The sequence below is a fragment of the Micromonospora sp. NPDC005254 genome (assembly GCF_042872525.1).
GTDB lineage: Bacteria > Actinomycetota > Actinomycetes > Mycobacteriales > Micromonosporaceae > Micromonospora.
Window position 1 is genome coordinate 1 of sequence record NZ_JBIAKM010000011.1, and the last position, 25,653, is coordinate 25,653.

Consider the following 25,653-nt stretch of genomic DNA (forward strand, 5'->3'; position numbering starts at 1 on the left):
AAGCTAAGCCCTCCAGCGCCGATGGTACTGCACTCGTGAGGGTGTGGGAGAGTAGGACACCGCCGGACAATCTTCCAGAAAAGGCCACCCCCAACAGGGGTGGCCTTTTCTGCGTTTCCCCGACTCCGCGCCGCTGATATCGGGCGCTTCCGCGGTCGTGGGCATCCCGATATCCCGGGGAGCACGTCGCTCAACGAGGTCACACCGCCGGGCGGGCCCGGATCAGTCGCGGGTCTGCATGTCCCCGCGAAGGTCGCGGAACAGGGCGCCGGCGTCGGTCACCGACCTACCGGGGAACATCGCCATCACGACGCTGCCGTGGTCCGCCCAGCCGCACACCGCGAAGTCGCCGCCGTCGCCACTGGTGCTGCCGCACTTCATCACGCCACCTAGGTCGCCCGCCGGCACCTCGCGCAGGCCGGTCACCGCGCCGGTCTCGTCGGACATCAGGCCGAAGAGGCTGTCCAGGTCGCGTTCGGGCTGCCACAGCAGCGTGGTGCCGCCGAAGATCAGCACCGAACGCTTGTCGTCGGCGGGGTCGCGGTAGACGGTGCCGAAACTGCGGTCCAGCTCGATGTCGGCGGCCAGGCCGCTGCGCAGATAGTCCGCCGTGCTCTTGGCCCGCTCGCTGTCGTCCCGGGTCAACCCCGCCACCTGATCGGGTGAACTCAGCCGGGTGTCCTTCTGCTGCGCCACGCGCCACCCGCCGACCCCCAGCACGCCCGCACCCGCGAGACCCACGACCAGCGCGACCGCCCAACCGATCTTGCGGCGCCGGGACCAGCCGTCGGAGCGCTCGTCGGGGTCGCCCCCGGTGTCCCGGGTGCTCAGCTGGATGGGCTCCTCGGTCAGTTCGACCGGCTCGCGACTGTCGTCGAGCGAACGTTCGGTGAGATGTGCGTCGGACATAGCCGACACCGTACGCGAACGGCAGGTGGCGCACGTCAGGTCCGCGGAAGCCCTCCGTAGACTTGTCAGGTGACCGAGAGACTGGATGCCCGACGCCCCGACGCCCCGACCCTCGCCGGCCAGTACCAGCCCGGCGAGGTAGAGCAGCGACGGTACGAGCAGTGGGTAGCCGCTGGGCACTTCCGGGCCTCCGCCGACAGCGACAAGCCCCCCTTCACCATCGTCATCCCGCCGCCGAACGTCACCGGCTCGCTGCACATGGGCCACGCGTTCGAGCACACGCTCATGGACGCGTTGACCCGGCGGAAGCGGATGCAGGGCTTCGAGGCGCTGTGGCTGCCCGGCATGGACCATGCCGGCATCGCCACCCAGAACCTGGTCGAGCGTCAGCTCGCCGCCGAGGGCCTTTCCCGACACGACCTCGGCCGGGAGAAGTTCGTCGAGCGGGTCTGGCAGTGGAAGGCCGAGTCCGGCGGCGCCATCCTCGGCCAGATGCGCCGCCTCGGCGACTCCGTGGACTGGGACCGTGAGCGCTTCACCATGGACGCGGGGCTGAGCCGCGCCGTCCAGACGATCTTCAAGAAGCTCTTCGACGACGGCCTCATCTACCGAGCCAACCGGATCATCAACTGGTGCCCGCGCTGCCTCACCGCGCTCTCCGACATCGAGGTCGAGCACACCGACGACGACGGTGAGCTGATCTCCATCCGCTACAGCGACGAGGTCGTGGTGGCCACCACCCGGGCCGAGACGATGCTCGGCGACACCGCCGTCGCGGTGCACCCCGACGACGAGCGCTACCAGCACCTGATCGGCACCGAGGTCGAGCTGCCGCTCACCGGCCGGCGGATCCCGATCGTCGCCGACGCGCACGTCGACCCGAGCTTCGGCACCGGCATGGTGAAGGTGACGCCCGCGCACGACCCGAACGACTTCGAGATCGGCCAGCGCCACGACCTGCCCGCGCTGACCGTGATGGACGAGCGCGGTGTGATCACCGTGCCCGGCCCGTTCGAGGGGCTGGACCGGTTCGAGGCGCGGCCGGCGATCGTGGCCGCGCTGCGGGAGCAGGGCCGGATCGTCGCCGAGAAGCGGCCGTACGTGCACGCGGTCGGGCACTGCTCGCGCTGCAAGACGACTGTCGAGCCGCGGCTGTCGCTGCAGTGGTTCGTCAACACCGCCCCGCTCGCGCAGGCCGCCGGCGACGCGGTCCGCGACGGCCGGGTGCGCATCGAGCCGGCCGAGCTGGCCAAGCGCTACTTCGCCTGGGTCGACAACATGCACGACTGGTGCATCTCCCGCCAGCTGTGGTGGGGGCACCGCATCCCGGTCTGGTACGGCCCGGCGGGCGAGATCGTCTGCGTCGGCCCCGACGAGGAGGCCCCGACCGGGGAGGGCTGGCACCAGGACGAGGACGTCCTGGACACCTGGTTCTCCAGCGGCCTGTGGCCGTTCTCCACCCTGGGCTGGCCCGAAGAGACCCCGGACCTGGCGAAGTTCTACCCGACCAGCGTGCTGGTCACCGGGTACGACATCCTGTTCTTCTGGGTCGCCCGGATGATGATGTTCGGCCTGTACGCGATGGACGGCCGGCCGCCCTTCGACGTGGTCGCGCTGCACGGCATGGTGCGTGACCAGTTCGGCAAGAAGATGTCGAAGTCGTTCGGCAACGTGGTCGACCCGCTGGACTGGATCGACAGGTACGGCGCTGACGCCACCCGGTTCACCCTGGCGCGGGGCGCGAACCCCGGCCAGGACGTGCCGGTCAGCGAGGAGTGGTGCCAGGGCTCGCGCAACTTCTGCAACAAGCTCTGGAACGCCACCCGGTTCGCCCTGATGAACGGTGCGCACACCACGGGCGACCTGCCGCCGGTCGAGCAGCTCTCCACCGTCGACAGGTGGATCCTGTCCCGGCTGGCGCACGTCACCGCCGAGGTCGACGAGCAGTTCGAGGCGTACGAGTTTGCCAAGGTGTGCGACCTGCTCTACCACTTCGCCTGGGACGACGTCTGCGACTGGTACGTCGAGCTGAGCAAGCCGGTGCTCGCCGAGGGCGGCGAGCGGGCCGACGCCACCCGGCGGGTGCTCGGGCACGTGCTCGATCAGCTGCTGCGGCTGCTGCACCCGGTCATCCCGTTCGTCACCGAGGAGCTGTGGCTCGCGCTGACCGGCGGCGAGACGGTGCAGGCCGCCGCCTGGCCGGTGGCCGACCGGTCGCTGGTCGACGACGCCGCCGAGGCTGAGCTGGCCGCCGTGCAGCGGGTGGTCACCGAGATCCGCCGGTTCCGTTCCGACCAGGGGCTGCGCCCGACGCAGCGGGTGGCCGCCCGCCTGGACGGGCTGGCCGGAGCCGGCATCGCGGCCCACGAGCCGCTGATCAGGTCGCTGGTCCGGCTGGACGCGGCTGGTGACGACTTCCAGGCCAGCGCGACGCTGGCCATGCCCGGCGCGGTCGGTGTCGCGTTGGACACCCGGGGGTCGATCGACGTGGCCGCCGAGCGGGCCCGGCTGACCAAGGACCGCGCGGCCGCCGAGAAGGAGGTCGCGCAGGCCCGAGCGAAGCTCGACAACCCTGCCTTCATCGGCAAGGCCCCCGAGCCGGTCGTCGCGAAGATCCGCGACCGGCTCGCCACCGCCGAGGCCGACCTGGTCCGGATCGACGCTGCTCTGGAGACACTGCCCTCGTGACCGACCGTACCGATTTCGCCGCCGCCGAGGCCGAGCTGAACGCCCGCGGCTTCACCCGCATGGTCTTCGAGCTGGACCGCATCGAGTCGCTGCTCGACCTGCTCGGCAGCCCGCAGCGGGCGTACCCGGCGATCCACCTGACCGGCACCAACGGCAAGACGTCCACCGCGCGGATGATCGACTCGCTGCTGCGGGCGTTCGGGCTGCACACCGGCCGGTACACGAGCCCGCACCTGGAGACCGTGCGGGAGCGGATCAGCCTGGACGGCGAGCCGGTCAGCGAGGAGCGGTTCGCCGCGGTGTACCGGGAGATCAAGCCGCTGGCGGAGCTGGTCGACGCCCGGTCGGACGAGCCGCTGACGTACTTCGACATGACCACCGCGCTGGCGTTCGCCACGTTCGCCGACGCGCCTGTCGACATCGCCGTGGTCGAGGTGGGACTCGGCGGCGCCGAGGACGCCACGAACGTCATCCAGGCCGGGGTGTGCGTGATCACCCCGATCGGCCTGGACCACACCGAGTGGCTCGGCGACACCCTCCAGGACATCGCGCTGGCGAAGGCCGGCATCATCCACCCGGGCGCCACGGTGATCGCGGCGGCGCAGGAGGAGGAGGCCGCGCGGCCACTCCTCGACCGCTGTGCCGAGGTGGGCGCCACCATCGCCCGGGAGGGCGCCGAGTTCGGCGTGCTGGGCCGGGCTGTCGCGGTCGGCGGGCAGGTGCTCAGCCTCCAAGGCCTGGGCGGCATCTACGACGACATCTTCATTCCGCTGCACGGCGCGCACCAGGCGCAGAACGCCGCGGTGGCGCTCGCCGCCGTGGAGGCGTTCCTGGGCGCCGGGAGCCGACGGCAGTTGGACGTCGACGCGGTCCGGGAGGCCTTCGCCTCGACCAGTTCCCCCGGGCGGCTGGAGCGGGTACGCAACGCGCCGACCATCCTGCTGGACGGCGCGCACAATCCGCACGGCATGGCCGCCACCGTGACCGCACTCCAGGAGGAGTTCGCGTTCAGCAAGCTGGTGGCGGTGGTCGGCGTACTCGCCGACAAGGACGCGGAAGCCCTGTTGGAGTTGCTGGAGCCGGTGGTCGACCAGGTGGTGGTCACCCGTAACAGCTCGCCGCGGGCGATGCCGACGGCGGAGCTCGCCGCGCTGGCCGAGGAGGTCTTCGGCGAGGAGCGGGTGGAGTCGGCCGAGGAGATGCCGGACGCCATCGAGCTGGCGGTCGCACTGGCCGAGGAGGACGTCCCCGGAGAGCTCAGCGGCGTCGGGGTCCTGGTGACCGGTTCGGTGGTCACGGTGGCCGACGCCCGCCGGCTGTTGAAGCGATGACCGGCCCGGAACAGGACCCGCGCGCCACCGAGGGCCCCGCCGGCCCGTCGGTCGGCGAGGCGGGCTCGTCGCGCGGCGAGGCGGGCTCGGTTACCGAGCAGGGCGCGGCCGGATCGTCAGTGGGGGAGCCGGAGGCCGGGCAGCCGCGGCGGTCCGGGCTGCGCAACCCGGAGCGGGCGGTACGCGGCCTGGGCGCTGGGACGCTCAGCCTGGAGGCGCTGGTGCTGCTGCTGGCCATCCAGCCGATCCGGGTGGTCGGTGGCGACCTCGGCGGGGCCGCGATCGCGGCGGTGGTGGCCCTGGCGGTTGCCGCCGTCCTGCTCGCCGGCATGATGCGCCGCCCCTGGGCCTGGCACGCCGGCACCGTGCTGCAGGGCCTGCTGATGCTGGCCGGTCTGCTGCACTGGTCGCTGTTCGTGCTGGGCATCATCTTCGCCCTGGTCTGGGCGTACGCGCTGCACGTCCGCCGGGTCATCCTCGGCTGACACGCCGACTCGTCCGGCGATGCTCCGGGAGGACCGGCCGGGTCAGGCGTCGGCGCGTTCGCGCCACTGGGTGAGGGCGATGCCGTGGCCGTCCGGGTCCCGGAAGGCAGCCGCCCACACCTCCAGCCTGCTGCCCCGGTTGACCACCCGGGGCGCGTACGTGAAGCGGACCCCGGAATCGCGCAGCCGGCCGTACGCCGCCTCGATGTCGTCCACCTCGAGGTTGACGTGCACCAGTCGGCGGCTGATCGGCGCCGCCCCGGTCACCTCGCGCAGCACCAGCCGGGTCGTGCCGAAGGCGAGCACGGCGTTGCCGGCGCCCTGGTCGACCTCGCTGAAGCCGAGCATGTCGCGGTAGAAGCCGAGCGACCGGGACAGGTCGGTGACCAGCAGGGTCAGGCCGACACCGCTGATCGGGCCGGCCGGATCAGTCGCGGACGCGCCGTCGTACCCGAAGATCGCCTCGTCCAGGTCCTCGGCGGTGACGGTCTCGCGGGCCTTTCCGGTCGGGGCCGGATCGTCCAGCGGCAGGTCCAGCGGGTCCAGCGGATCCATGGAGACCGGGCCGGTGCGCTGCGCCGGAGGTGGATCGACGCGCGGCGCGGCGGGCGGGTCGAGGCGGGCCTCGGCGGTCGCGGGCCGGTCGTCGGGCGCCGGGTCGACGCGGTCGTCGGGTTGGTCGACGCGGTCGTCGATCGGGGCGAGCGGGTCCGCGCCGGGCTGGTCGAAGTGCTCCTCCGCCGGTGGGCGCGGTGCGGGGGTGGCCCGTCGGGGCAGCCCCGCACCGGGCTGCGGCTCGACGACGACGCCTTCGAGCACCACCGGGCCGCCCGGGCTCTGGCTCATCACCACCGGCTCGCGCTCGTCGGGCGCGACCGCCGGGTCGTCGCGCAGCGGGTCGGGGCCGCGCGGGTCACGGAACACCTCGGGGCCGCGTGGGTCACGGAACGGGTCACCGTCGCGGGCGTCGCGGAACGGGTCGCCGTCGCGGCCACGCGGGTCAAGGAACCCCTCGCTGTCGCGCGCGTCCCGGAAGTCGTCGTCCGTCGCGCGGTCGGCCCACGGCGGGGCGTCCTGCTGGATGAGCACGTCGTCCACGGCGTCGATGTCGCCGAACTCCGGTGGGAGGTCGGCGACGGCCGCCGCGGTCTCGGCGTGGGTGGGCACCTCGTCCCAGAGAACCTTGACGTGCCGCTGGTCGTCCAACGCGACCCGGATCGGCAGGGTCTGACCCAGCGACGGCCACTTCGAGACCGGCACCCGCGGCTCGATGATCTTCTTGGATCGGGGCGGCAGACCGGGCGCGTCGATGACCAGTTGCAGCTCGCACCGGCCGAACGCGTACTGGGTGGGTGGTTCGGAGGCGCTGTGCACGTGCGCCACGCCGACCACCCAGGTGCGCCCGCCGCCGCGTACGGTAGCCAGCGCGATCGCCAGCACCAGCAGGGCGACCCCGAGGGCCACGATGGCCCAGCTGGTCATGCCCAGCCCGAAGAGGACGACGAAGGTGGCCACGGTGCCGAGCACCGTGCCGATGAGCTTGCGTACCGGCGCGATGGGCCGGTTCCCGCCATTCGCCACAGTGGACCTCCCGGGGGTCAGGGCCAGGCTAGGCCGGATCGGCCACCGGGGGAAAGACCGGCCGCCGCGCCGGCGCCGGGACCGGGTCGCTAGGCTGACCGTACCGATCCCAAGCGTTCCGCGCGTACAGGAGGAACCCAGCGTGTCCAGCAACAGCCCGGATGAGCGCAGCCTCGTGCTGATCAAGCCCGACGCGGTCCGCCGCGGCCTGGTCGGCGAGGTCCTCTCCCGCTTCGAGCGCAAGGGGCTGCGGATCGACGCGATGGTGCACCGGACGATGGACGCCGCGCTGGCCGACGCGCACTACGCCGAGCACGTCGACAAGGCGTTCTACCCGCCGCTGAAGGACTTCATGACCGGTGGCCCGCTGGTCGCCCTGGTGCTCTCCGGCGACCAGGTCATCGACGTGGTCCGTGGGCTGGTCGGCGCGACCGACGGCCGCAGGGCCGCCGCCGGCACGATCCGGGGCGACCTGTCGCTGTCCAACCGGGAGAACCTGGTACACGCCTCTGACTCGACGGACAGCGCCAAGCGCGAGATCGGGCTCTGGTTCCCCGAGCTGAGCTGAGCTGACGGCGCCGGGGGTTCAGTCGACCGGCGGCAGCTTCTCCGGGTTGCCCACGACGTAGATCCCGGTGATCCGGCCGGCTGCGGCGGTGACCGTCAACGTGTACCGGCCGCCGTCGGAGCGGGTGAGCAGGATGGCGGGTTCGCCGTTCAACTCCAGCCGACGCGCCGCCCACTCGCGGCGTGGGCCGTAGATCCCGGCGTAGAACCGGGCGACCCGGTCCGCGCCCCGCAGCGGGTTGCGGGCGGAACGCACCCGGCCGCCGCCGTCGTTCCACGCCGTGACGTCCGCGGCCACCAGACTGGTGAGCGTCGCCAGGTCCCCGTTCCGGGCGGCGGCGAGGAACGCCTCCAGCAGCCGCTCACGCTCCGAGCGGCTGGCGGTGAAGCGGCGGCGCTCCTGGCGTACCCGCGTGGCCGCCCGGTGGTGCAGCTGTCGACAGTCCTCGGGGGTCCGGTCCAGGATCTCCGCGATCTCGGCGTACGGCAGGTCGAACGCGGTGTGCAGGACGTACACCGCGCGCTCCGGCGGGGTGAGCCGCTCCAGCACGTGCAGCAGGGCGGTGGACAGCGAGTCGCGCAGCTCCGCGCGGTCCAGCGGGCCGAACGGCGAGGGCTCGGTCGGCACCGGCTCGGGCAGCCACGGCCCGACGTAGGTCTCGCGGGCCGCCTGCCGGGCCCGGAGCCGGTCCATCGCCAGCCGGGTGACCACCCGGGATAGGTAGCGGCGCGGTTCGGCCACGGTGGCGCGGTCCACGCCCAGCCACCGCAGGTACGCCTCCTGGAGCACGTCCTCCGCGTCGTGCCGGCTGCCGAGCAGGCGGTAGGCGAGCCCGAGCAGCATCGGCCGGTGCGTCTGGAGCGCACCGGCCGCCTCTGCCGCCTCGGTCGTCACACCTGCGCCGGGGGCTCCGTGTGCGTGGTCACGGCGATACGATTCCACACGTTGATTGTGGCGATCGCGAGGACCAGATCGGCCAGTTCCTTCTCCGGCCAGACCTTCGCTGCGGCGTCCCACACCTCGTCCGACACCCCGTGCTCGCCGAGCCGGGTCACCGCGTCGGTGAGCGCCAGCGCGGTCTGCTCCCGCTCGTCGAAGAACGACAGCGCCTCCCGCCAGGCGGCCACCGCGAACAGCCGCCGGCTCGACTCGCCGGCGGCGAGGGCGTCGCGGCTGTGCATGTCCACGCAGAACGCGCAGCCGTTCAGCATCGACGCCCGCAGCTTGACCAGCTCCAGCACGGTGTGGTCGACGTTCGCCTGGACGTACTTCTCCAGGCCCGACACGGCCTGGTATCCCTGCGGCGCGACCTCGAAGAGCCTCATTCGTTGCATGACCAACTCCCTGTTCGATCCGACACCGCAACGACGGTTCGACCGGGGCGTGCCGTGACAACCGCGGTGGTGACCCCGGTCACGCGTGGCGGTGGGCCCGGCCGGAGGCCGTCGGAACGGTGTCGGCCAGCACCTCGCGCGGGCGGGGGATCCGGGGGCTGTCATCGACGGTGCCCACCGGTCGGTCGTCGTCGCGCGACGCGGGCCGCGCGACGCGGGCGGCGAGCCGCCGCCCCACCCCGATCGCGGGTAGCTCGACCCACCGGTAGAGCACGTCCGCGAGGATCAGCCCCACCACCACGGCGCCCACGAAGATGACGGTGCCGTGGCGCCCCCTCGTGGGCAGCAACCCGATCGCCACCCCCGCCGCGATGGACTGGACCAGGTACATCGAGTACGACCGTTCGCCGACGAAGACCAGTGGACGGAGCGCCAGTACGCGCGCGAGGAGGCTGCGTGACAGCAGGGCCGGCAGCAGCAGGGCGGCCGCCGCGGCGTAGCTGCCGATCAGCGCCTCCGGGCCGAGCCGGGCCGGCCAGTACCGCACGGCCACCTGGACCGCGACGAAGGCCATGATCACCGCGCTGGCCGTGATCGGGTGGGTCAGCGGCCGGAGCAGGGCGAAGCCCCGGGGGTGCTGCATGATCACGGCGATGAGGCAGCCGAGCAGGATCGCCACGTAGTGGATCGGCCAGCTCAGCCACGCGATCTCCGGCGGGATCAACGCGACGAGGAGCACGAGCAGGCCGAGAGTGACGGCCAGTCGGCGGCGGAAGACGGTGGTCACCAGCACGAACGCGATCGCCGGCCAGAACAGGTAGAACTTCTGCTCGATCCCGATCGTCCAGGAGTGCAGGTACGGGGCGCCGGCCGGCAGGAAGTCGTTGAGCAGGAGCAGGTAGTACGCCAGCGAGCGTTCCACCGCGTCGGCCGTGCCGCTGAGCCGGGCCAGTGCCCAGGTCAGGAAGAGCACCAGCAGGTACACCGGCATGATCCGGAAGAACCGCCGCAGGTAGAACGCGCGCAGTGAGACCCGCCCGTACCGGTGCTCCTCCCGCAGCAGCAGCGTGGTGATCAGGAAACCGGAGAGCACGAAGAACAGGTGGACGCCGATCCAGCCCGTCAGCCAGGCCCAGGACGGGCCACCGAAGTGGAAGGCGAAGACCATGACGGCCGCCACGGCCCGCAGGCCGTCCAGGGCGGGAAAGCGTCGCATGGCCTGGAACTCGTCGTAATCGAGCGGACGCACCGGCGAAGTTTGCGCGAGCCCGCCAACGGGGTCAAGCGGCGACCGTCGTCCAGAGCGGAGCGTGCGGCCGTTCCGGCCGGACAACCGGCGTTCGGGCCCCGGTCATCCGGGCCGCCGATCGCGGTCATCTCCGCCCGGTAGACCGACGGGGTCAACCCATGACCGGGAGGAAGCATGACCGAGCTTGATCGACGTACCCTGCTGCGGGCCGGCTTGGTGGCCGGGGCCGGAGTCGCCGGCGGCGCGCTGCTGGGCGGCGCCGGCGCGAACGCCGCCCCGGCCTGGCGCCCGGCGGGACGCCCCGTGCTCACCCACGGCGTGCAGAGCGGCGACGTGACCGCCGACTCGGCGCTGGTCTGGACGCGGGCCGACCGTGCGGGCCGGATGCTGGTCGAGGTGAGCCGGCGGCCCGACTTCCGGGGCGCGCGGCAGTTGCGTGGCCCGGTGCTCGGCCCGAGCGGAGACTTCACCGGCAAGGTGCGGCTGCGGGGCCTGCCGGACGCCGAGCGGCTGCACTACCGGGTCCGGGTGGAGAGTCTGGAGCGGCACGGGGTGGTCAGCGAGTCGCTGACCGGGTCGCTGACGACCGCGCCGGGCCGGCACCGGCGGCGCGACGTGAGGTTCGTCTGGACCGGGGACATCGTCGGGCAGGGCTGGGGGATCGACCCCAACTACGGCGGACTGTCGATCTTCCGGGCGATGCGGGAGGCCCGTCCGGACTTCTACCTGTGCAGCGGCGACACCGTGTACGCCGACGGCCCGCTGGTCGAGTCGGTGACGCTGCCCGACGGGCGGATCTGGCGCAACCTGGTGACCCCCGAGAAGAGCAAGGTCGCCGAGACGCTTACCGAGTACCGGGGACAGTTCGCCTACAACCTGCTCGACGCGCACCTGCGGGAGTTCGCCGCGGCGGTGCCGCAGATCAACCAGTGGGACGACCACGAGGTCCTCAACAACTGGTACCCGGGGGAGATCCTGGACGACCCGCGCTACACCGAGCAGCGGGTCGACGTGCTCGCCGCGCGGGCCAGTCAGGCGTTCCACGAGTGGCTGCCCGTGCCGGACGACGGGCCGCTGTACCGGCGGATCTCGTACGGGCCGCTGCTGGACGTGTTCGTGCTCGACATGCGTACCCACAAGGACCCCAACGACGGCAACACGTACGCCGACCCGAAGCGCGGTCTGCTCGGCCGCGAGCAGCGGGAGTGGCTGATCCGGGAGCTGAAGCGCTCCACGGCGACCTGGAAGGTGATCGCCAACGACCTGCCGATCGGGGTCGTGGTGCCGGACGGTCCGGGCGCGCAGGAGGGCGTCGCGCAGGGCGACCCCGGTGCGCCGCTCGGTCGTGAGCTGGAGTTCGCCGAGGTGCTGCGGGCCACCCACCGGGCTCAGGTGACCGGCATGGTCTTCCTCACCGCCGACGTGCACTACTCCGCCGCGCACCACTACGACCCGTCCCGGGCGGCGGTCGGTGACTTCACGCCGTTCTGGGAGTTCGTCTCCGGTCCGGCGCACGCCGGCGCGTTCGGCCCGAAAGCCCTGGACGGCACGTTCGGCCCGCAGGCGGTCTTCGTGCACGCCCCGCCGCGCGCCAACACCTCGCCGGCCGAGGGCTTCCAGCACTTCGGCGAGGTGTCGATCGACGGCGAGTCCGCGGCCCTGACAGTTCACCTGCGCGACCGCGACGGCGCCTCCCTCTGGAACACCACCCTCCCCGCCCCCTAACCCCGCCCTCCCACCCTCCCCGCCGTCCCCTGTTGATCAAGAGGTTTGCGTCAGGATTTGGCGCGACGCTGACGCAAACCTCTTGATCAACGGAAGCATCCGCCGGGGTGGGGTGCACGCGGGATTACTCGGCGGCGGAGTGATGGGCGGGTCTTGTATCGTTGAGCACCGTAAGGCGATGACCCGGCCATCACCGGTGAGCCTCCGGAAGAACAGCCGGGCAACCGGCCCAGTAGAACCGGACGGGTGCGGCCCGTCACAGCCGGCAAATGAGCGGGCGGTCGATCCTGACCGCCAAGCGGGGTGGTACCGCGGGCCACCCGGGAGCGCCGTCGTCGGCGTACCCGGAAGGTTCGTCCTCGCAGACCCACGTTGAGTGAGCTGCGAGGAGAGCGACAGGCGATGGCCTATCCGTTGCACGACCCGACCGCCGCCGGTGTCCCGGCGAGCCCGGACCTGCCCGCGGTCGAGCGCCGGGTGCTGGAGCACTGGACGGCCGACAAGACCTTCGAGGCGTCGGTCGAGGCCCGCCCCGCCGGCACCGACGGCAAGAACGAGTACGTCTTCTACGACGGCCCGCCGTTCGCCAACGGCCTGCCGCACTACGGCCACCTCTTCACCGGCTACGTCAAGGACGTGGTGCCGCGCTACCAGACCATGCGCGGCCGGCACGTCGAGCGCCGCTTCGGCTGGGACTGCCACGGCCTGCCCGCCGAGGTGGTGGCCGAGAAGCAGCTCGGCATCACCAGCAAGGCGGAGATCATCGACCTGGGCGTGGCCCGGTTCAACGAGGCCTGCCGCACCTCGGTGCTGGAGTTCACCCAGGACTGGGAGCGGTACATCAACCGGCAGGCCCGCTGGGTCGACTTCGCCAACGACTACAAGACCCTCGACCTGGACTACATGGAAAGCGTCATGTGGGCCTTCAAGACCCTGCACGACAAGGGTCTGATCTACGAGGGTTTCCGGGTGCTGGCGTACTGCTGGCGCTGCGAGACGCCGCTGTCGAACACCGAGACCCGGATGGACGACGTCTACCGGGACCGGCACGACCCCACCCTGTCGGTGTGGTTCGGGCTGACCGCCGACGAGTCCGCGCCGGAACCGGTGCGCGGGCCGGTCAAGCTGGGCGTCTGGACCACCACGCCGTGGACCCTGCCGTCGAACCTTGCGCTCGCCGTCGGCCCCGACATCGAGTACGCGGTGCTGGAACGCGACGGCGAGCGGTTCGTGGTGGGTGCCGCGCGGCTCGGGGCGTACGCCAAGGAGCTGGAGGGGTACGAGCAGGTCGGCACGGTGTACGGCCGGGACCTGGTCGGGCGCCGCTACACACCGCTGTTCGACTTCCTCGTCGAGCAGGCGGGCGAGAACGCCTACCAGGTGCTCGGCGCGGAGTTCGTCACCACCGAGGACGGCACCGGGATCGTGCACCTCGCCCCGGCGTTCGGCGAGGACGACCAGAACGTCTGCAACGCCGCCGGCATCCCCACCATCGTCACGGTGGACGACCACACCCGGTTCACCGCGCTGGTCCCGCCGTACCAGGGTGAGCAGGTCTTCGACGTCAACAAGCCGGTGATCCGCGAGCTGAAGGACCGGGGGGTGGTGCTCAAGCAGGACACCTACACCCACTCGTACCCGCACTGCTGGCGCTGCGACACCCCGCTGGTCTACAAGGCGGTGTCGTCCTGGTTCGTCGCGGTGACGCAGTTCCGGGACCGGATGGTCGAGCTGAACCAGGAGATCAACTGGACGCCCGGCCACATCAAGGACGGCTCGTTCGGCAAGTGGCTGGCCAACGCACGGGACTGGTCGATCAGCCGGAACCGGTTCTGGGGCTCCCCGATCCCGGTGTGGAAGTCCGACGACCCGAACTACCCGCGCCTGGACGTCTACGGCTCCCTCGCGGACATCGAGCGGGACTTCGGCGTACGCCTCACCGACCTGCACCGGCCGGCGGTGGACGACCTGGTCCGCCCGAACCCGGACGACCCGACCGGTCAGTCGATGATGCGTCGGGTGCCGGAGGTGCTGGACTGCTGGTTCGAGTCCGGTTCGATGCCGTTCGCCCAGGTGCACTACCCGTTCGAGAACGCGGACTGGTTCGAGCACCACTACCCAGGTGACTTCATCGTCGAGTACATCGGGCAGACCCGCGGCTGGTTCTACACCATGCACGTGCTGGCCACCGCGCTGTTCGACCGGCCGGCGTTCCGCAACTGCCTGAGCCACGGCATCCTGCTCGGCTCGGACGGGCGCAAGATGTCCAAGAGCCTGCGCAACTACCCGGACGTCTACCACGTCTTCGACGCGTACGGCTCGGACGCGATGCGGTGGATGCTGATGTCCTCGCCGGTGCTGCGCGGCGGTGACATGGCGGTCACCGAGGCGGGCATCCGTGACGCCGTCCGGCAGGTGCTGCTGCCGCTGTGGAACGTCTGGTACTTCTTCACGCTCTACGCCAACGCGGACGGGTACCAGGCGCGGCGGCGCACCGACTCGACGCACCTGCTCGACAGGTACGTGCTGGCGAAGACCAACGAGCTGGTGTCGACGGTCAGCGCGCAGATGGACGCGTACGACATCTCCGGCGCCTGCGCCACCGTGCGGTCCTACCTGGACGCGCTGACCAACTGGTACGTGCGCCGCTCGCGGGACCGGTTCTGGTCCGGCGACGCCAACGCGTTCGACACCCTGTCGACCGTGCTGGAGACGCTCTGCCGGGTGGTGGCGCCGCTGGCGCCGCTGACCGCGGAGGAGATCTGGCGCGGGCTGACCGGGGAGCGCTCGGTGCACCTGACCGACTGGCCGGAGGCGAGCGAGTTCCCGGCCGACCACGACCTGGTCGCCGCCATGGACAACGTGCGGGCCGTGGCCTCGGCGGCGCTGTCCCTGCGCAAGGCCAAGGGTCTGCGGGTACGGCTGCCGCTGTCGAAGCTGACCGTGGCCTCGCCGGCGGCGGAGCAGCTGCGACCGTTCGCCGATCTGATCGCCGACGAGGTCAACGTGAAGGCGGTGGAGTTCAGCGCCGAGCTGGCCGCGTACTGCGAGCAGGTGTTGACCGTGGTGCCCCGGGCGCTCGGCCCGCGCGTCGGCAAGCAGGTCCAGCAGGTGATCAAGGCGGTCAAGGCGGGCGAGTGGGAGCTGGTCGACGGCGCCCCGGTGGCCGCCGGCATCACCCTGGCCGAGGGCGAGTACGAGCTGCGCCTGGTCGCCGCCGACGCCGAGCACTCCGCGCCGCTGCCCGGCGGCGAGGGCGTGGTCGTGCTGGACACCGAAGTCACCCCGGAGTTGGCCGCCGAGGGCCTGGCCCGCGACGTGGTGCGGGTGGTGCAGCAGGCCCGCCGCGACGCCGACCTGGACGTCTCCGACCGGATCGTGGTGTCGGTGTCGGCGTCCGAGGAGGTGCGCGCGGCGGTGAGCGCGTACGTCGATTTCGTCGCCGGTGAGGTGCTGGCCGACTCGATCGACTTCGCCGAGGGCCTCGACGGTTTCGCCGGCGAGGTGGGCGAGGGCGAGCGGGTGACGGTCGTCGTCCGCCGGGTGTAACGCGCGGGTAGCGGACGCCTCCCCACCTCCGTCCGGGAGGTGTGGAGGCGTCCGCTACCGTGACACCGCCTGCTCGCACCTCATCTGCCGGAGGACCAGTGCCCCTGCTCTACACCATCGGCAAGCTCACCGTGGCGCCCACGCTGCGGTTGGCGTTCCGCCCGACCGTGGAGGGTCTGGAACACGTGCCGGAGACCGGCGGCGCGATCTTCGCCGGCAACCATCTCTCGGTGGCCGACGAGCTGTTCCTCGGCACGGTGGTGCCCCGGCACCTGGCGTTCTGGGCCAAGTCGGAGTACTTCAAGGGCACCGGCGTGAAGGGCGCGTTCTCGAAGTTCGTCCTCACGGGTCTGGGCGCGATCCCGGTCGAGCGGGCCGGTGGGCGGGCCGCGCTGTCCGCGTTCGACGCCGCCATCCCGGCGTTGCAGGGTGGTGACCTGGTGGTGGTCTACCCGGAGGGCACCCGCTCCCCGGACGGCAAGCTCTACCGGGGGCGGACCGGGGCGGCCCGGCTGGCCATCTCCGCCGGTGTGCCGATCATCCCGGTCGGCACGATCGGCACGGACAAGGCTCAGCCGATCGGCGCCCGGGTGCCCCGCCCCGGCAGCGCCAAGATCACCGTCCGGTTCGGCAAGCCGCTGGACTTCACCGGTCGCCCGGACGACCGCGCCTCGCTGCGCCAGATGACCGACGAGCTGATGAGCGAGATCCAGAAGCTCACCGGCCAGGAGTACGTCCCGCGCTACGCCCCGCCGCGCGCCCACCCGGACCCGACCGGCGACGTCTGACCGGCGACGCCTGATCCGCGGGCCGGGGTCGTGTTGCCCCGGGATCTGCGGCGCTTGGCCCGCGCTGACCACGCGATGTGTGGCGCGGCGCCGGGACTGCGGCGTCTGAACCGCGCCGGGCCGGGGTCTCGGTTCCTTCCCGCGCGTCTGGCCGCCCACGGCGGACCCTTCGTCCGGGGCACTCGCTCCTCGAAGCGGCATTCCTGTGAGTCATAAAGATGACTCACAGGAATGCCGGTCTCCGGCCCGCTTCGTCCGCGTGACGTCACGGGGCGTAACGGGGCCGCCGGTGGTCGCGGTTCCGCTGACCCACTCGGGTCCGCGATCCGCCGCCCGGCCCGGCCCCGCGATCCGCCGGCGGCCCGGCCCGCCCCGCCGTCGACGGTGCGGCGTCGCTCCTGTGGCCGGGGCGCGGCTCAGCCCCGCTCGGGCTGAACGATCTGGCCGCGCAAGGTTTTCAGCAGGTCGGCGCTGTCGACGACGGAGAGTCGGGTGAACACTCCGGTGGCGATGCTGCCGTGGTCGACCGAGGTGCACACCACCACGTCGCCGTCGGCCGGCCGGCCGATCGCGCAACGCTCGTGCCGACCCCGTACGCCGGTCTGCACCGTCTCGGGCGACTCCAGCGCGTAGCGCTCCTTGAGCCGCGTGATTTCCGCGTTCGCGTCCGCCTCCGGGTTCAGCCGGAAGCCGGTGCCGCCGAAGACCGTCACCCGCTTGCCGTCCCCCGTGGCGTAGACGCCGGCGAAGGTGTCCTCGGCCAGCCAGTTCTCCTGGCGTACCTCGTTCTCCAGCTGTCGGGCCGCCGCGGCGCTGCCGTCGTCCTGACGCAGGCTCAGATCGGCGACCTGCTCGGGCAGCGCGGCGCGGGCCGGGTACTGCGACGAGATCGGCAGGCCGTAGTAGGCGGGACATCCGCAGCAGCAGGCCAGGGTGAGCAGCAGAAGCCACGGCCAGCGACGCCGACGGCGGACCGGGACCGGCACGTACCCCTTCGGGGCCTCCCAGCCCGGCGGTGGCGTCACAGGCGGTGGCGTGGCCGACCGCCGACCCCGCCGCTGCTTCGGCACCCGGGCGGGCGGCGCCGGCCGCACCGGCGCGGTGGGTCGGCCCGTGCCGGGCTGCGCCGGCAGGGCGGGCCGGGCTGGCGGCGCCGGGTGGGCTGGCGGCGCCGGGTAGGTGGGTCGCGCCGGGTAGGCGGGCGACGTCGGGTGGGCGGGTGACGGCGACACCGGGTGCATCCCCACCGGCGGTGCGGGCGGCCCGGACCACTGCCGGGTCGACGGGGGCGCCGGGTAGTCCAACGTCGGGGGCAGCGGGGGCAGTTCGGCGGAGGGCAGGTCCCAGCCGCCGGTGTCCACCCCGGCCCACGGGTCGACCGGGGTGCGGTGCTCGGGCGGCTGCTCGGGCAGGGGCGGCGGCGGGGTCGGCTCGGCCGACTCACCCCAGGCACGCCTGCGCGGCAGCTGAGGAGGGACCGGCGCGGACCCACTCCACCGCGGCGCGGGGGCCACCGTGGGCGCGGCGGGGGAGTCCGCGGACGCGGCCGGCTGGGCCGCGGGCTCCTGGGCCGTTGGCTCCGGCTGGGCCGCGGCTTCCTGGGCCGTCGGTTCCGGCTGGGCCGCGGCTTCCTGGGCCGTTGGCTCCGGCTGGGCCGCGGGCTCCTGGGCCGTTGGCTCCGGCTGGGCCGCGGGCTTCTGGGCCGTGGGTTCGGGCTGGTCGGGGGCGGTGGGGTGGTCCGGTGGTACGGGTGGGGAGGTCGACTCGTCGGCGACCGCCGGAGCGTCGTCCGGCTCCGGGCCCGGGGTGCGCCCGTCGGCCGGCCGTGCTCCCGGCTGGGGCTCCGGCATCGCGGCAATCTCCTCTCGCGCCGGTCCGAGGTTAGTACCGCGTCGCCACCGCCGCCGCCCGGGCATCCAGGCGGAGTGCGTGCACAGGTGGTTGGTCGGGCGGCATCGTGGCGTGCGCGCGGTCACCGGCGGGCGGGCGCGTACCCTTGGGCATCATGAGTGCCCCGTCCACGACGCCGCGCGCGGCCGCGACCAATTCCGTCTGGCCCCGGCTCGAGCCGCTGCTCCCTCAGGTCTCCAAGCCCATCCAGTACGTCGGCGGTGAGCTGGGCGCGGTGGTCAAGGACTGGGACGCCGCGACGGTGCGCTGGGCGCTCATGTACCCCGACGCGTACGAGGTGGGCCTGCCCAACCAGGGTGTGCAGATCCTCTACGAGGTGCTCAACGAGCTGCCCGACACCCTCGCCGAGCGGACGTACGCGGTCTGGCCCGACCTGGAGAACCTGATGCGCACGCACGGCGTGCCGCAGTTCACCGTCGACGCGCACCGGCCGGTACGCGATTTCGACGTCTTCGGCATCTCCTTCTCCACCGAGCTGGGCTACACCAACATGCTCACCGCGATCGACCTGGCCGGCATCCCGATGCTGGCCGCCGACCGCACCGACGCCGACCCGGTGATCGTGGCCGGTGGGCATGCCGCCTTCAACCCGGAGCCGATCGCCGACTTCATCGACGCCGCCGTTCTCGGCGACGGCGAGGAGGCGGTCCTGGAGATCACCGCGATCGTCCGGGAGTGGAAGGCCGAGGGCTCCCCGGGTGGCCGCGACGAGCTGCTGCTGCGGCTGGCCCGCACCGAGAGCGTGTACGTCCCGCGTTTCTACGACGTGGACTACCTCCCGGACGGGCGGATCCAGCGGGTCGTGCCGAACCGGGCAGACGTGCCGTTCCGGGTGCACAAGCGCACAACGATGGACCTGGACGCGTGGCCGTACCCGAAGAAGCCCCTCGTCCCGCTCGCCGAGACGGTGCACGAGCGGTACGCGGTGGAGATCTTCCGGGGCTGCACCCGGGGCTGCCGGTTCTGCCAGGCGGGCATGATCACCCGTCCGGTGCGGGAGCGGTCGATCACCACCGTCGGGCAGATGGTGCGCGAGGGCCTGGAGTTCTCCGGCTTCTCCGAGGTGGGCCTGCTGTCGCTCTCCTCGGCCGACCACTCGGAGATCGGCGACATGTGCTCCGGCCTGGCCGAGCAGTACGCGGGCACCAACGTGTCGCTGTCGCTGCCGTCGACCCGGGTCGACGCGTTCAACATCGACCTCGCGCAGGAGTTGTCCCGCAACGGGCGGCGTACCGGCCTGACCTTCGCCCCGGAGGGCGGGTCGGAGCGGATCCGCAAGGTCATCAACAAGATGGTGTCGAAGGAAGACCTGATCCGGACGGTCGTCACCGCGTACAGCAACGGTTGGCGGCAGGTGAAGCTGTACTTCATGTGCGGCCTGCCCACCGAGACCGACGACGACGTCCTTGAGATCGCCGACATGGCCCACGAGGTGATCAAGGCCGGTCGGGCCGCGACCGGCTCGAAGGACATCCGCTGCACGGTCTCCATCGGCGGGTTCGTGCCGAAGCCGCACACCCCGTTCCAGTGGGCTGCCATGGAGCGCCCGGAGGTCATCGACCACCGGCTCAAGATCCTCAAGCAGGCCATCAACTCGGACCGCTCGTTGGGCCGGGCCATCGGCTACCGCTACCACGACGGCGAGCCGTCGCTGATCGAGGGCCTGCTCTCCCGGGGTGACCGCCGGGTCGGCTCGGTGATCCGCAAGGTGTGGGAGGACGGCGGCCGGTTCGACGGGTGGAGCGAGCACTTCTCCTACCAGCGCTGGGTGGACGCGGCGGCCGAGACGCTGCCGGCGTTCGGGGTGGATCTCGACTGGTACACCACCCGCCAGCGCGACGAGCTGGAGGTCCTTCCCTGGGACCACCTGGACTCGGGCCTGGACAAGGACTGGCTCTGGCAGGACTGGCAGGATTCGCTGAGCGAGTTCGAGCAGGACGACTGCCGGTGGACCCCGTGCTTCGATTGCGGCGTCTGTCCCTCGATGGACACCGAGATCCAGATCGGCCCCACCGGCAAGAAGCTCCTGCCCCTGACGCCGATCAAGGGCCTGAAAACCCCCACGCTCTGACCCCCGGCCCTCCCGGCCCCGCCCGTCGCCCGCGTCGATCATGAAGTTGTTGCCCGGAACACCGCGTGTCGCCGACAATAACTTCATGATCAACCGGTGCTGAGTTCCGAGGAGCGAGACGATCAGTAAGAAAAACCAGCCGGAGGGTGGGCAGGCGCCGGTCGTTCAGCGCGCCCGCATCCGGTACGCCAAGCGCGGACCGCTGCGGTTCACCTCGCACCGGGACTTCGCCCGGGCGTTCGAGCGTGCGCTGCGCCGTGCCGCCGTACCGATCGCGTTTTCCCAGGGCTTCACCCCGCACCCGAAGATCTCCTACGCCAGCGCCGCGCCCACCGGGGTGGCGAGCGAGGCGGAGTACCTGGAGATCGGCCTTCAGGCGCCGGTCGAGCCGGAGGCGCTGCGCACCGCGCTCGACGCCGCGCTCTCACCCGGGCTGGACGTGCTGGAGGTGGTGATCGCCGAGGGCGGCAGCCTGGCGGACCGCATCGAGGCGTCGCACTGGCACATCGAGCTGCCCGAGGTCGACACGGAGACGCTGCGCGCCGCCGTGGACGCCTTCACCGCTGCCGACGAGGTGCTGGTCGAGCGGATGACCAAGCAGGGGCGACGCACCTTCGACGCCCGTGCGGCGGTTATGTCGATCGATGTCCTCTCCCCGACGCAGACGCCTTCCGGGGCGCCGGCCGTACCGTGTGCGATACTCGAACTGGTCGTGCGGCAGGTCACCCCGTCCGTACGGCCCGATGACGTCCTTTCCGGCCTCCGCGTGGTGGCCGACCTGGAGCCGCCGGTCTCGCCGAGGGTGACCCGGCTGGCTCAGGGCACGCTGACCGCGCAGGGTGCGATCGTGGATCCGTTGGATGCGGATCGCGGCGGGGCAGCCATCGTTGGGCACTGACCGACGGTCAGCGCTCTTGCAGGCAGACTTCGGCGGTCGCGCACCACGCGCGCCCGGCGGAAACACTTTTGCGGCGACCCTGCGTGGCAGCGCTCACCCGCGCCCGGGGCAGCCAGAACTGGAGAACGTCCATGCTCGAGAACGAGCCCGAGGGCGGCGAACGGACCGGTTCACAGCCGGCCGGCGACACCGCTGACCAGAGCACCACCACCGACGGCGCCGCCGGCGCGCAGCAGGCGGGCGCGGAGAGCGCCGAGGCTGCCGCACCGCCACGGCGGGCGCGGGCCACCCGGCGTCGGGCCGCTCCGCTCAACCAGCCGGAGCAGGCCGAGGCGCCCGTCGAGGCGTCCGCCGGCGGGTCCGGCGCCGTCGAGTCGCCGCAGGCGGAGGTCTTCGCCCCGGTCTCCGGTGACCTGGACGTCGCCCCGAAGACCCCCCGACGCCGGCGCAAGGCGGCCCCCGTCGAGACGACCGCCGAGGAGCCGCTGGTCGCCGCCAGCGCGGAGCTGGCCTCCCCCGAGGTCGTTCCTCCGGTCAAGGTGACCCGCACCCGGCGCAAGAAGGCAACGCCCGCCGTCGAGGAGCCGCCGGCCGTCGTGGAGCCCGCCGCCGCCGAGGAGCCCGCCGTCGAGGAGCCCGCCGCAGAGGAGCCCTCCGCCGAGGGGGACGCCGCTGAGACGTCGGCGGAGTCCGACCTGCGTCAGGCGGAAGCCGAGCTGAACGAGGCGCAGACCCCGCCGGACGGAACCGGCGCCGAGCAGGCGTTCGGTGACGCGCGGGAGCGCTCCGGCGAGGTGGCGCCCGGTGTCGCCGTGGCGAACGTGGCCGATGAGCCGATCGAGCCTGCCGAGGTCGTCGAGGCCGAGCAGCCGCGCACCCGCCGTCGGCGGGCCGCGCTCTCCGCACCCACAGTGCTGTTCATGGCACCCCAGCCGGACGCCGTGCCGGTGACCCGGCCGGCGGAGCCCGCTCCGGTGGCCGAGGAGCCGGCCGTCGAGGCCGAGCCGTCCCGTCGACGGCGGCGCGGTCGCCGCGACCTCGAGCCGGTGGAGCCGGTCGAGGCCGAGGAGGAGCCGACCGAGGAGGCCGACGAGGCCATCGAGGCGGACGAGGACGACGAGGACAGCGCCGCCGCGCGTCGCCGCCGTCGGCGTGGCCGCCGGGGTCGGGGCCGGGGCAAGGGCGGTGCCGACGACGCCGAGGACGAGGAGTCCGACGAGGCGGCGCAGGCCGACGAGGAGGAGACCGCCGAGGCCGAGGCCGAGGGGGACGAGGACGAGGAGTCCGAGGGCGGGGACGGGTTGACCCGTCGTCGCCGTCGTCGCCGCCGTCGCGGCGCCGGTGACACCGAGGGAGCCGCCGACGACGGTGTGCCCACCGTGGTCAAGATCCGCGAGCCGCGGCGCACGGTCGACGAGGTCCAGGGCGTGTCCGGCTCGACCCGGCTGGAGGCCAAGCGCCAGCGTCGCCGGGACGGGCGGGAGCAGCGGCGTACGCGGCCGCCGATCCTCAGCGAGTCGGAGTTCCTGGCCCGCCGGGAGGCGGTCGATCGGGTCATGGCGGTCCGGCAGCGTGGTGACCGCACCCAGATCGCCGTCCTGGAGGACGGTGTGCTGGTCGAGCACTACGTCACCCGTAACTCCTCGGGCACCATGGCCGGCAACGTCTACCTGGGCAAGGTGCAGAACGTGCTGCCCAGCATGGAGGCGGCGTTCGTCGACGTCGGCCGGGGCCGCAACGCGGTGCTGTACGCCGGCGAGGTCAACTGGGACACCTCCGGCCTGGAGGGGCGTGCCCGCTCGATCGAGCAGGCGCTGCGCTCCGGCGACTCGGTGCTGGTCCAGGTCACCAAGGACCCGATCGGGCACAAGGGCGCCCGGCTGACCAGCCACATCGCCCTCTCCGGCCGGCACCTGGTCTACGTGCCCAACGGCAACGCGTCCGGGATCAGCCGCAAGCTGCCGGACACCGAGCGCAAGCGGCTGCGCGACGTGCTCAAGAAGCTGGTCCCGGACGGCGCGGGCGTGATCGTCCGCACCGCCGCCGAGGGCGCCAGCGAGGACGAGCTGGCCCGCGACGTCAAGCGGCTCCAGGCGCAGTGGGAGGACATCCAGGCCAAGGCCGCCGAGGGTGGCGCCCCGGCGCTGCTCTACGGGGAGCCGGACCTGGTCATCCGCGTGGTCCGGGACCTGTTCAACGAGGACTTCCGCGAGCTGGTGATCGAGGGCGAGCAGTCGTACGACATCGTCGAGTCGTACCTGTCGCACGTCTCTCCGGACCTGGTCGACCGGGTGCGCCGGCACGTCGGGACGAGCGACGTCTTCGCCGAGTACCGGATCGACGAGCAGATCATCAAGGGCCTGGACCGCAAGGTCTTCCTGCCCTCCGGCGGCTCGCTGGTGATCGACAAGACCGAGGCCATGACGGTCGTCGACGTCAACACCGGTAAGTACACCGGCTCCGGGGGCAACCTGGAGGAGACCGTCACCCGCAACAACCTGGAGGCGGCGGAGGAGATCGTCCGCCAGCTCCGGTTGCGCGACATCGGCGGCATCGTGGTGATCGACTTCATCGACATGGTGCTGGAGTCGAACCGGGAGCTGGTGCTGCGCCGACTCACCGAGTGCCTGGGCCGGGACCGGACCAAGCACCAGGTCACCGAGATCACCTCGCTCGGTCTGGTGCAGATGACCCGTAAGCGGATCGGCGCGGGCCTGCTGGAGGCGTTCAGCGAGACCTGCGAGTGCTGCAAGGGCCGGGGCGTCATCATCCACACCGAGCCGGTGCCGGAGAAGCCGCATACCGGTGGGGCCGCGGAGAAGGTCAAGGCGGTCGCCTCGTCGGCGCCGGCCGCTCCGGCCGTCGAGGCCGGCACCGCGTCGTCCCGCCGCCGGGCGCGCAAGAGCGCCCCGGCCGAGCGCGCGGTGGTCGAGGTCGTCGACACCGACACCAGCGTCGAACCGGACGCCGACTACCAGGACACCATGGGGTACGACCTGTCCCGCTACGAGGCGGAGACCGAGGCGGCGCCGGCGGTGTCCGACAGCCTGCAGGGCGAGTCGGCCCGGCTGGCCGCGGCGGACGACCCGGACGCGCTCGCCGACGGCGACACCGACGAGGAGGCCGGTGGCGCGGGGCGTCGCCGCTCCCGCCGCGGTGGCGCTCGTCGGCGGACCCGCCCCTGACGGCCTGACCGGCCCGGTGTTTGACGAGGTCCCTTTCCCGGCAATGTGACGGGGAGGGACCTCGCCGTTCCGGTCACCCCTGGGCCGGGAGCGGTCGCCCCCCGGTCAGGAGAAGAAGATGCCTCGCCTGCTCGCCGTCACCGTGCTGGGGGCCGTGCTCGCCGTCGGAGCCGCCTGCTCCGCCGACCGGTCGGTCGATGCGGGCCCGACCGGCGCGACCGCCGGGGCTTCCGGCCCGGCCGCCGGGTCCGGAGGCGCTCCCGGCGAATCGACCGGTACGCCGGTGGGTGGCGGTGTCGCGGGCGGCAACCGGCAGGTGTGCGCCGAGGCGCAGCAGGCCGGCGCCGCCGCCGTCCGGGAGTACGTGGCGGAGCTGGGCCGGATGGTCGCGGCGGTGGGTGCGGGGGACACCGCCACCGCCGATGCGGCCCGCACGAGGGCGCGGACGGCGCTGGCCGGCTGGCAGGCCGCGCTGCGGGAGCAGTCGGCGCGGTCGACCGATCCGCAGCTCAAGACGCTGCTCAGTGACCTCGGTACGGAGGTCGCCGCACTCGGCGCGGACGTCGAGTCGATCGACGAGACCGAGCTGGACCGGCTCCAGCAGCGCCTCGACCAGCTCTGCGCCCGCTGACCAGGGCGGGCCGGTTTGGGGTCCGGGCCGGCAATGGCGTACTCTTGCCTGCGGCCCACCTTTGGTGTGCCGAGTTCCCGTGTGCCCGCGCCGCCGTGCACTGCTACCCGGCGAGCCGCCGCGGGGACGACCGCCAGCAGCCTCAACGACAGGGAGTCCGCCTCCGATGTACGCGATCGTCAAGACCGGCGGCAAGCAGTACAAGGTCGCCGAGGGCGACGTGATCGAGGTCGAGAAGCTCACCGGTGCCCCCGGTGACGCGGTGAAGCTCACCGCGGTGCTCCTCGTCGACGGTGACGACCTGGTGACCGACGCGGCGAAGCTTGCCGAGGTCGCGGTGTCCGGCGAGATCGCCGCGCACACCAAGGGCCCGAAGATCCGGATCCACAAGTTCAAGAACAAGACCGGCTACCACAAGCGCCAGGGTCACCGCCAGCCGTTGACCCAGGTCAAGGTGACCGGCATCTCCAGCGGGAAGTAGGTCGTCCTCCAATGGCTCACAAAAAGGGTGCGTCCAGCTCGCGTAACGGTCGTGACTCCGCGGCCCAGCGACTCGGCGTGAAGCGCTTCGGTGGTCAGGTCGTCAGCGCCGGTGAGATCATCATCCGGCAGCGTGGCACCAAGTTCCACCCCGGTGACCTGGTCGGCCGTGGCGGCGACGACACGCTGTTCGCGCTGTCGGCCGGTGCGGTCCTGTTCGGCACCAAGCGCGGTCGCAAGACCGTCAGCATCGTTCCGCAGCAGTAGCTC

Annotated in this window: 19 protein-coding genes; 13 read left to right on the top strand and 6 right to left on the bottom strand. The window is 72.2% G+C overall.

The genetic code is table 11. The features are described from left to right. Positions 1-222: 222 nt before the first annotated feature. Complete coding sequence (locus tag ACFYPR_RS28360) at positions 223-909, bottom strand: hypothetical protein (protein WP_355067030.1); 687 nt, start codon at positions 907-909, stop codon at positions 223-225. Between the two features lie 69 nt (positions 910-978). Between ACFYPR_RS28360 and ACFYPR_RS28365 the strand changes: the two genes are divergently transcribed. From ACFYPR_RS28365 to ACFYPR_RS28375, 3 genes are read left to right on the top strand one after another with little or no spacing between them, the layout of a single operon-like run. After that, a complete protein-coding gene (locus ACFYPR_RS28365) occupies positions 979-3,597 on the top strand; it encodes a valine--tRNA ligase (protein WP_355067031.1) in 2,619 nt (872 codons plus the stop codon). Then, on the top strand, positions 3,594-4,928 hold the full coding sequence (locus ACFYPR_RS28370) for a folylpolyglutamate synthase/dihydrofolate synthase family protein (protein ID WP_355067032.1): 1,335 nt from the start codon (positions 3,594-3,596) through the stop codon (positions 4,926-4,928). The genes ACFYPR_RS28365 and ACFYPR_RS28370 overlap by 4 nt, the downstream gene beginning before the upstream one ends. Continuing rightward, positions 4,925-5,413, top strand: a complete 489-nt coding sequence (locus ACFYPR_RS28375; RefSeq protein ID WP_387263439.1) for a DUF4233 domain-containing protein — start codon at positions 4,925-4,927, stop codon at positions 5,411-5,413. Before ACFYPR_RS28370 ends, ACFYPR_RS28375 begins: the two co-directional genes overlap by 4 nt. A gap of 42 nt (positions 5,414-5,455) precedes the next feature. On the opposite strand, the gene ACFYPR_RS28380 is transcribed toward ACFYPR_RS28375, so the two are convergent. After that, the gene (locus ACFYPR_RS28380; RefSeq protein ID WP_387263441.1) at positions 5,456-6,994 is read right to left on the bottom strand and encodes a VOC family protein; all 1,539 of its coding nucleotides are present in this window, start codon (positions 6,992-6,994) and stop codon (positions 5,456-5,458) included. Between the two features lie 142 nt (positions 6,995-7,136). Between ACFYPR_RS28380 and ndk the strand changes: the two genes are divergently transcribed. Continuing rightward, a complete protein-coding gene (gene ndk, locus ACFYPR_RS28385; RefSeq protein WP_354862410.1) occupies positions 7,137-7,562 on the top strand; it encodes a nucleoside-diphosphate kinase in 426 nt (141 codons plus the stop codon). 18 nt (positions 7,563-7,580) lie between these two features. Here the strand turns inward: ndk and sigJ are convergent, their stop codons facing one another. From sigJ to ACFYPR_RS28400, 3 genes are all read right to left on the bottom strand, one after another. Then, the gene (gene sigJ / locus ACFYPR_RS28390; protein WP_355067034.1) at positions 7,581-8,456 is read right to left on the bottom strand and encodes an RNA polymerase sigma factor SigJ; all 876 of its coding nucleotides are present in this window, start codon (positions 8,454-8,456) and stop codon (positions 7,581-7,583) included. Then, a complete protein-coding gene (locus ACFYPR_RS28395; RefSeq protein ID WP_354862407.1) occupies positions 8,453-8,896 on the bottom strand; it encodes a carboxymuconolactone decarboxylase family protein in 444 nt (147 codons plus the stop codon). Before ACFYPR_RS28395 ends, sigJ begins: the two co-directional genes overlap by 4 nt. 79 nt (positions 8,897-8,975) lie before the next feature. After that, positions 8,976-10,145: an acyltransferase family protein gene (locus ACFYPR_RS28400; RefSeq protein WP_387263444.1), complete on the bottom strand. Its 1,170-nt coding sequence runs from the start codon at positions 10,143-10,145 to the stop codon at positions 8,976-8,978. 174 nt (positions 10,146-10,319) lie between these two features. Here ACFYPR_RS28400 and ACFYPR_RS28405 point away from each other — a divergent pair, with 174 nt between their 5' ends. From ACFYPR_RS28405 to ACFYPR_RS28415, 3 genes are all read left to right on the top strand, one after another. After that, positions 10,320-11,870 carry an alkaline phosphatase D family protein gene (locus ACFYPR_RS28405; RefSeq protein WP_387263447.1) on the top strand — a complete coding sequence of 517 codons (1,551 nt, stop codon included), beginning with the start codon at positions 10,320-10,322 and terminating at the stop codon, positions 11,868-11,870. Positions 11,871-12,272: 402 nt separating this feature from the next. Beyond that, complete coding sequence (ileS, locus tag ACFYPR_RS28410) at positions 12,273-15,419, top strand: isoleucine--tRNA ligase (RefSeq protein WP_387263448.1); 3,147 nt, start codon at positions 12,273-12,275, stop codon at positions 15,417-15,419. A gap of 98 nt (positions 15,420-15,517) precedes the next feature. Beyond that, positions 15,518-16,207: a lysophospholipid acyltransferase family protein gene (locus ACFYPR_RS28415; protein ID WP_354857892.1), complete on the top strand. Its 690-nt coding sequence runs from the start codon at positions 15,518-15,520 to the stop codon at positions 16,205-16,207. A gap of 416 nt (positions 16,208-16,623) precedes the next feature. On the opposite strand, the gene ACFYPR_RS28420 is transcribed toward ACFYPR_RS28415, so the two are convergent. After that, complete coding sequence (locus ACFYPR_RS28420; RefSeq protein ID WP_387263451.1) at positions 16,624-18,057, bottom strand: hypothetical protein; 1,434 nt, start codon at positions 18,055-18,057, stop codon at positions 16,624-16,626. Between the two features lie 155 nt (positions 18,058-18,212). Between ACFYPR_RS28420 and ACFYPR_RS28425 the strand changes: the two genes are divergently transcribed. From ACFYPR_RS28425 to rpmA, 6 genes are all read left to right on the top strand, one after another. Further along, positions 18,213-20,189 (top strand): TIGR03960 family B12-binding radical SAM protein, encoded by a 1,977-nt coding sequence (locus ACFYPR_RS28425; RefSeq protein ID WP_387263453.1) that lies wholly within the window; start codon positions 18,213-18,215, stop codon positions 20,187-20,189. Between the two features lie 178 nt (positions 20,190-20,367). Continuing rightward, complete coding sequence (locus ACFYPR_RS28430; RefSeq protein ID WP_387263660.1) at positions 20,368-21,087, top strand: TIGR03936 family radical SAM-associated protein; 720 nt, start codon at positions 20,368-20,370, stop codon at positions 21,085-21,087. 131 nt (positions 21,088-21,218) lie between these two features. Then, positions 21,219-24,272, top strand: coding sequence for an Rne/Rng family ribonuclease (locus ACFYPR_RS28435; protein ID WP_387263456.1), 3,054 nt, complete (start codon positions 21,219-21,221; stop codon positions 24,270-24,272). 118 nt (positions 24,273-24,390) lie between these two features. Next, positions 24,391-24,903: a hypothetical protein gene (locus ACFYPR_RS28440; protein ID WP_387263458.1), complete on the top strand. Its 513-nt coding sequence runs from the start codon at positions 24,391-24,393 to the stop codon at positions 24,901-24,903. A 166-nt stretch (positions 24,904-25,069) separates the two neighbouring features. Beyond that, the gene (rplU, locus tag ACFYPR_RS28445; protein WP_007464063.1) at positions 25,070-25,384 is read left to right on the top strand and encodes a 50S ribosomal protein L21; all 315 of its coding nucleotides are present in this window, start codon (positions 25,070-25,072) and stop codon (positions 25,382-25,384) included. An 11-nt stretch (positions 25,385-25,395) separates the two neighbouring features. Next, positions 25,396-25,650 (top strand): 50S ribosomal protein L27, encoded by a 255-nt coding sequence (gene rpmA, locus ACFYPR_RS28450; protein WP_007464062.1) that lies wholly within the window; start codon positions 25,396-25,398, stop codon positions 25,648-25,650. The last annotated feature ends 3 nt before the right edge of the window (positions 25,651-25,653 follow it).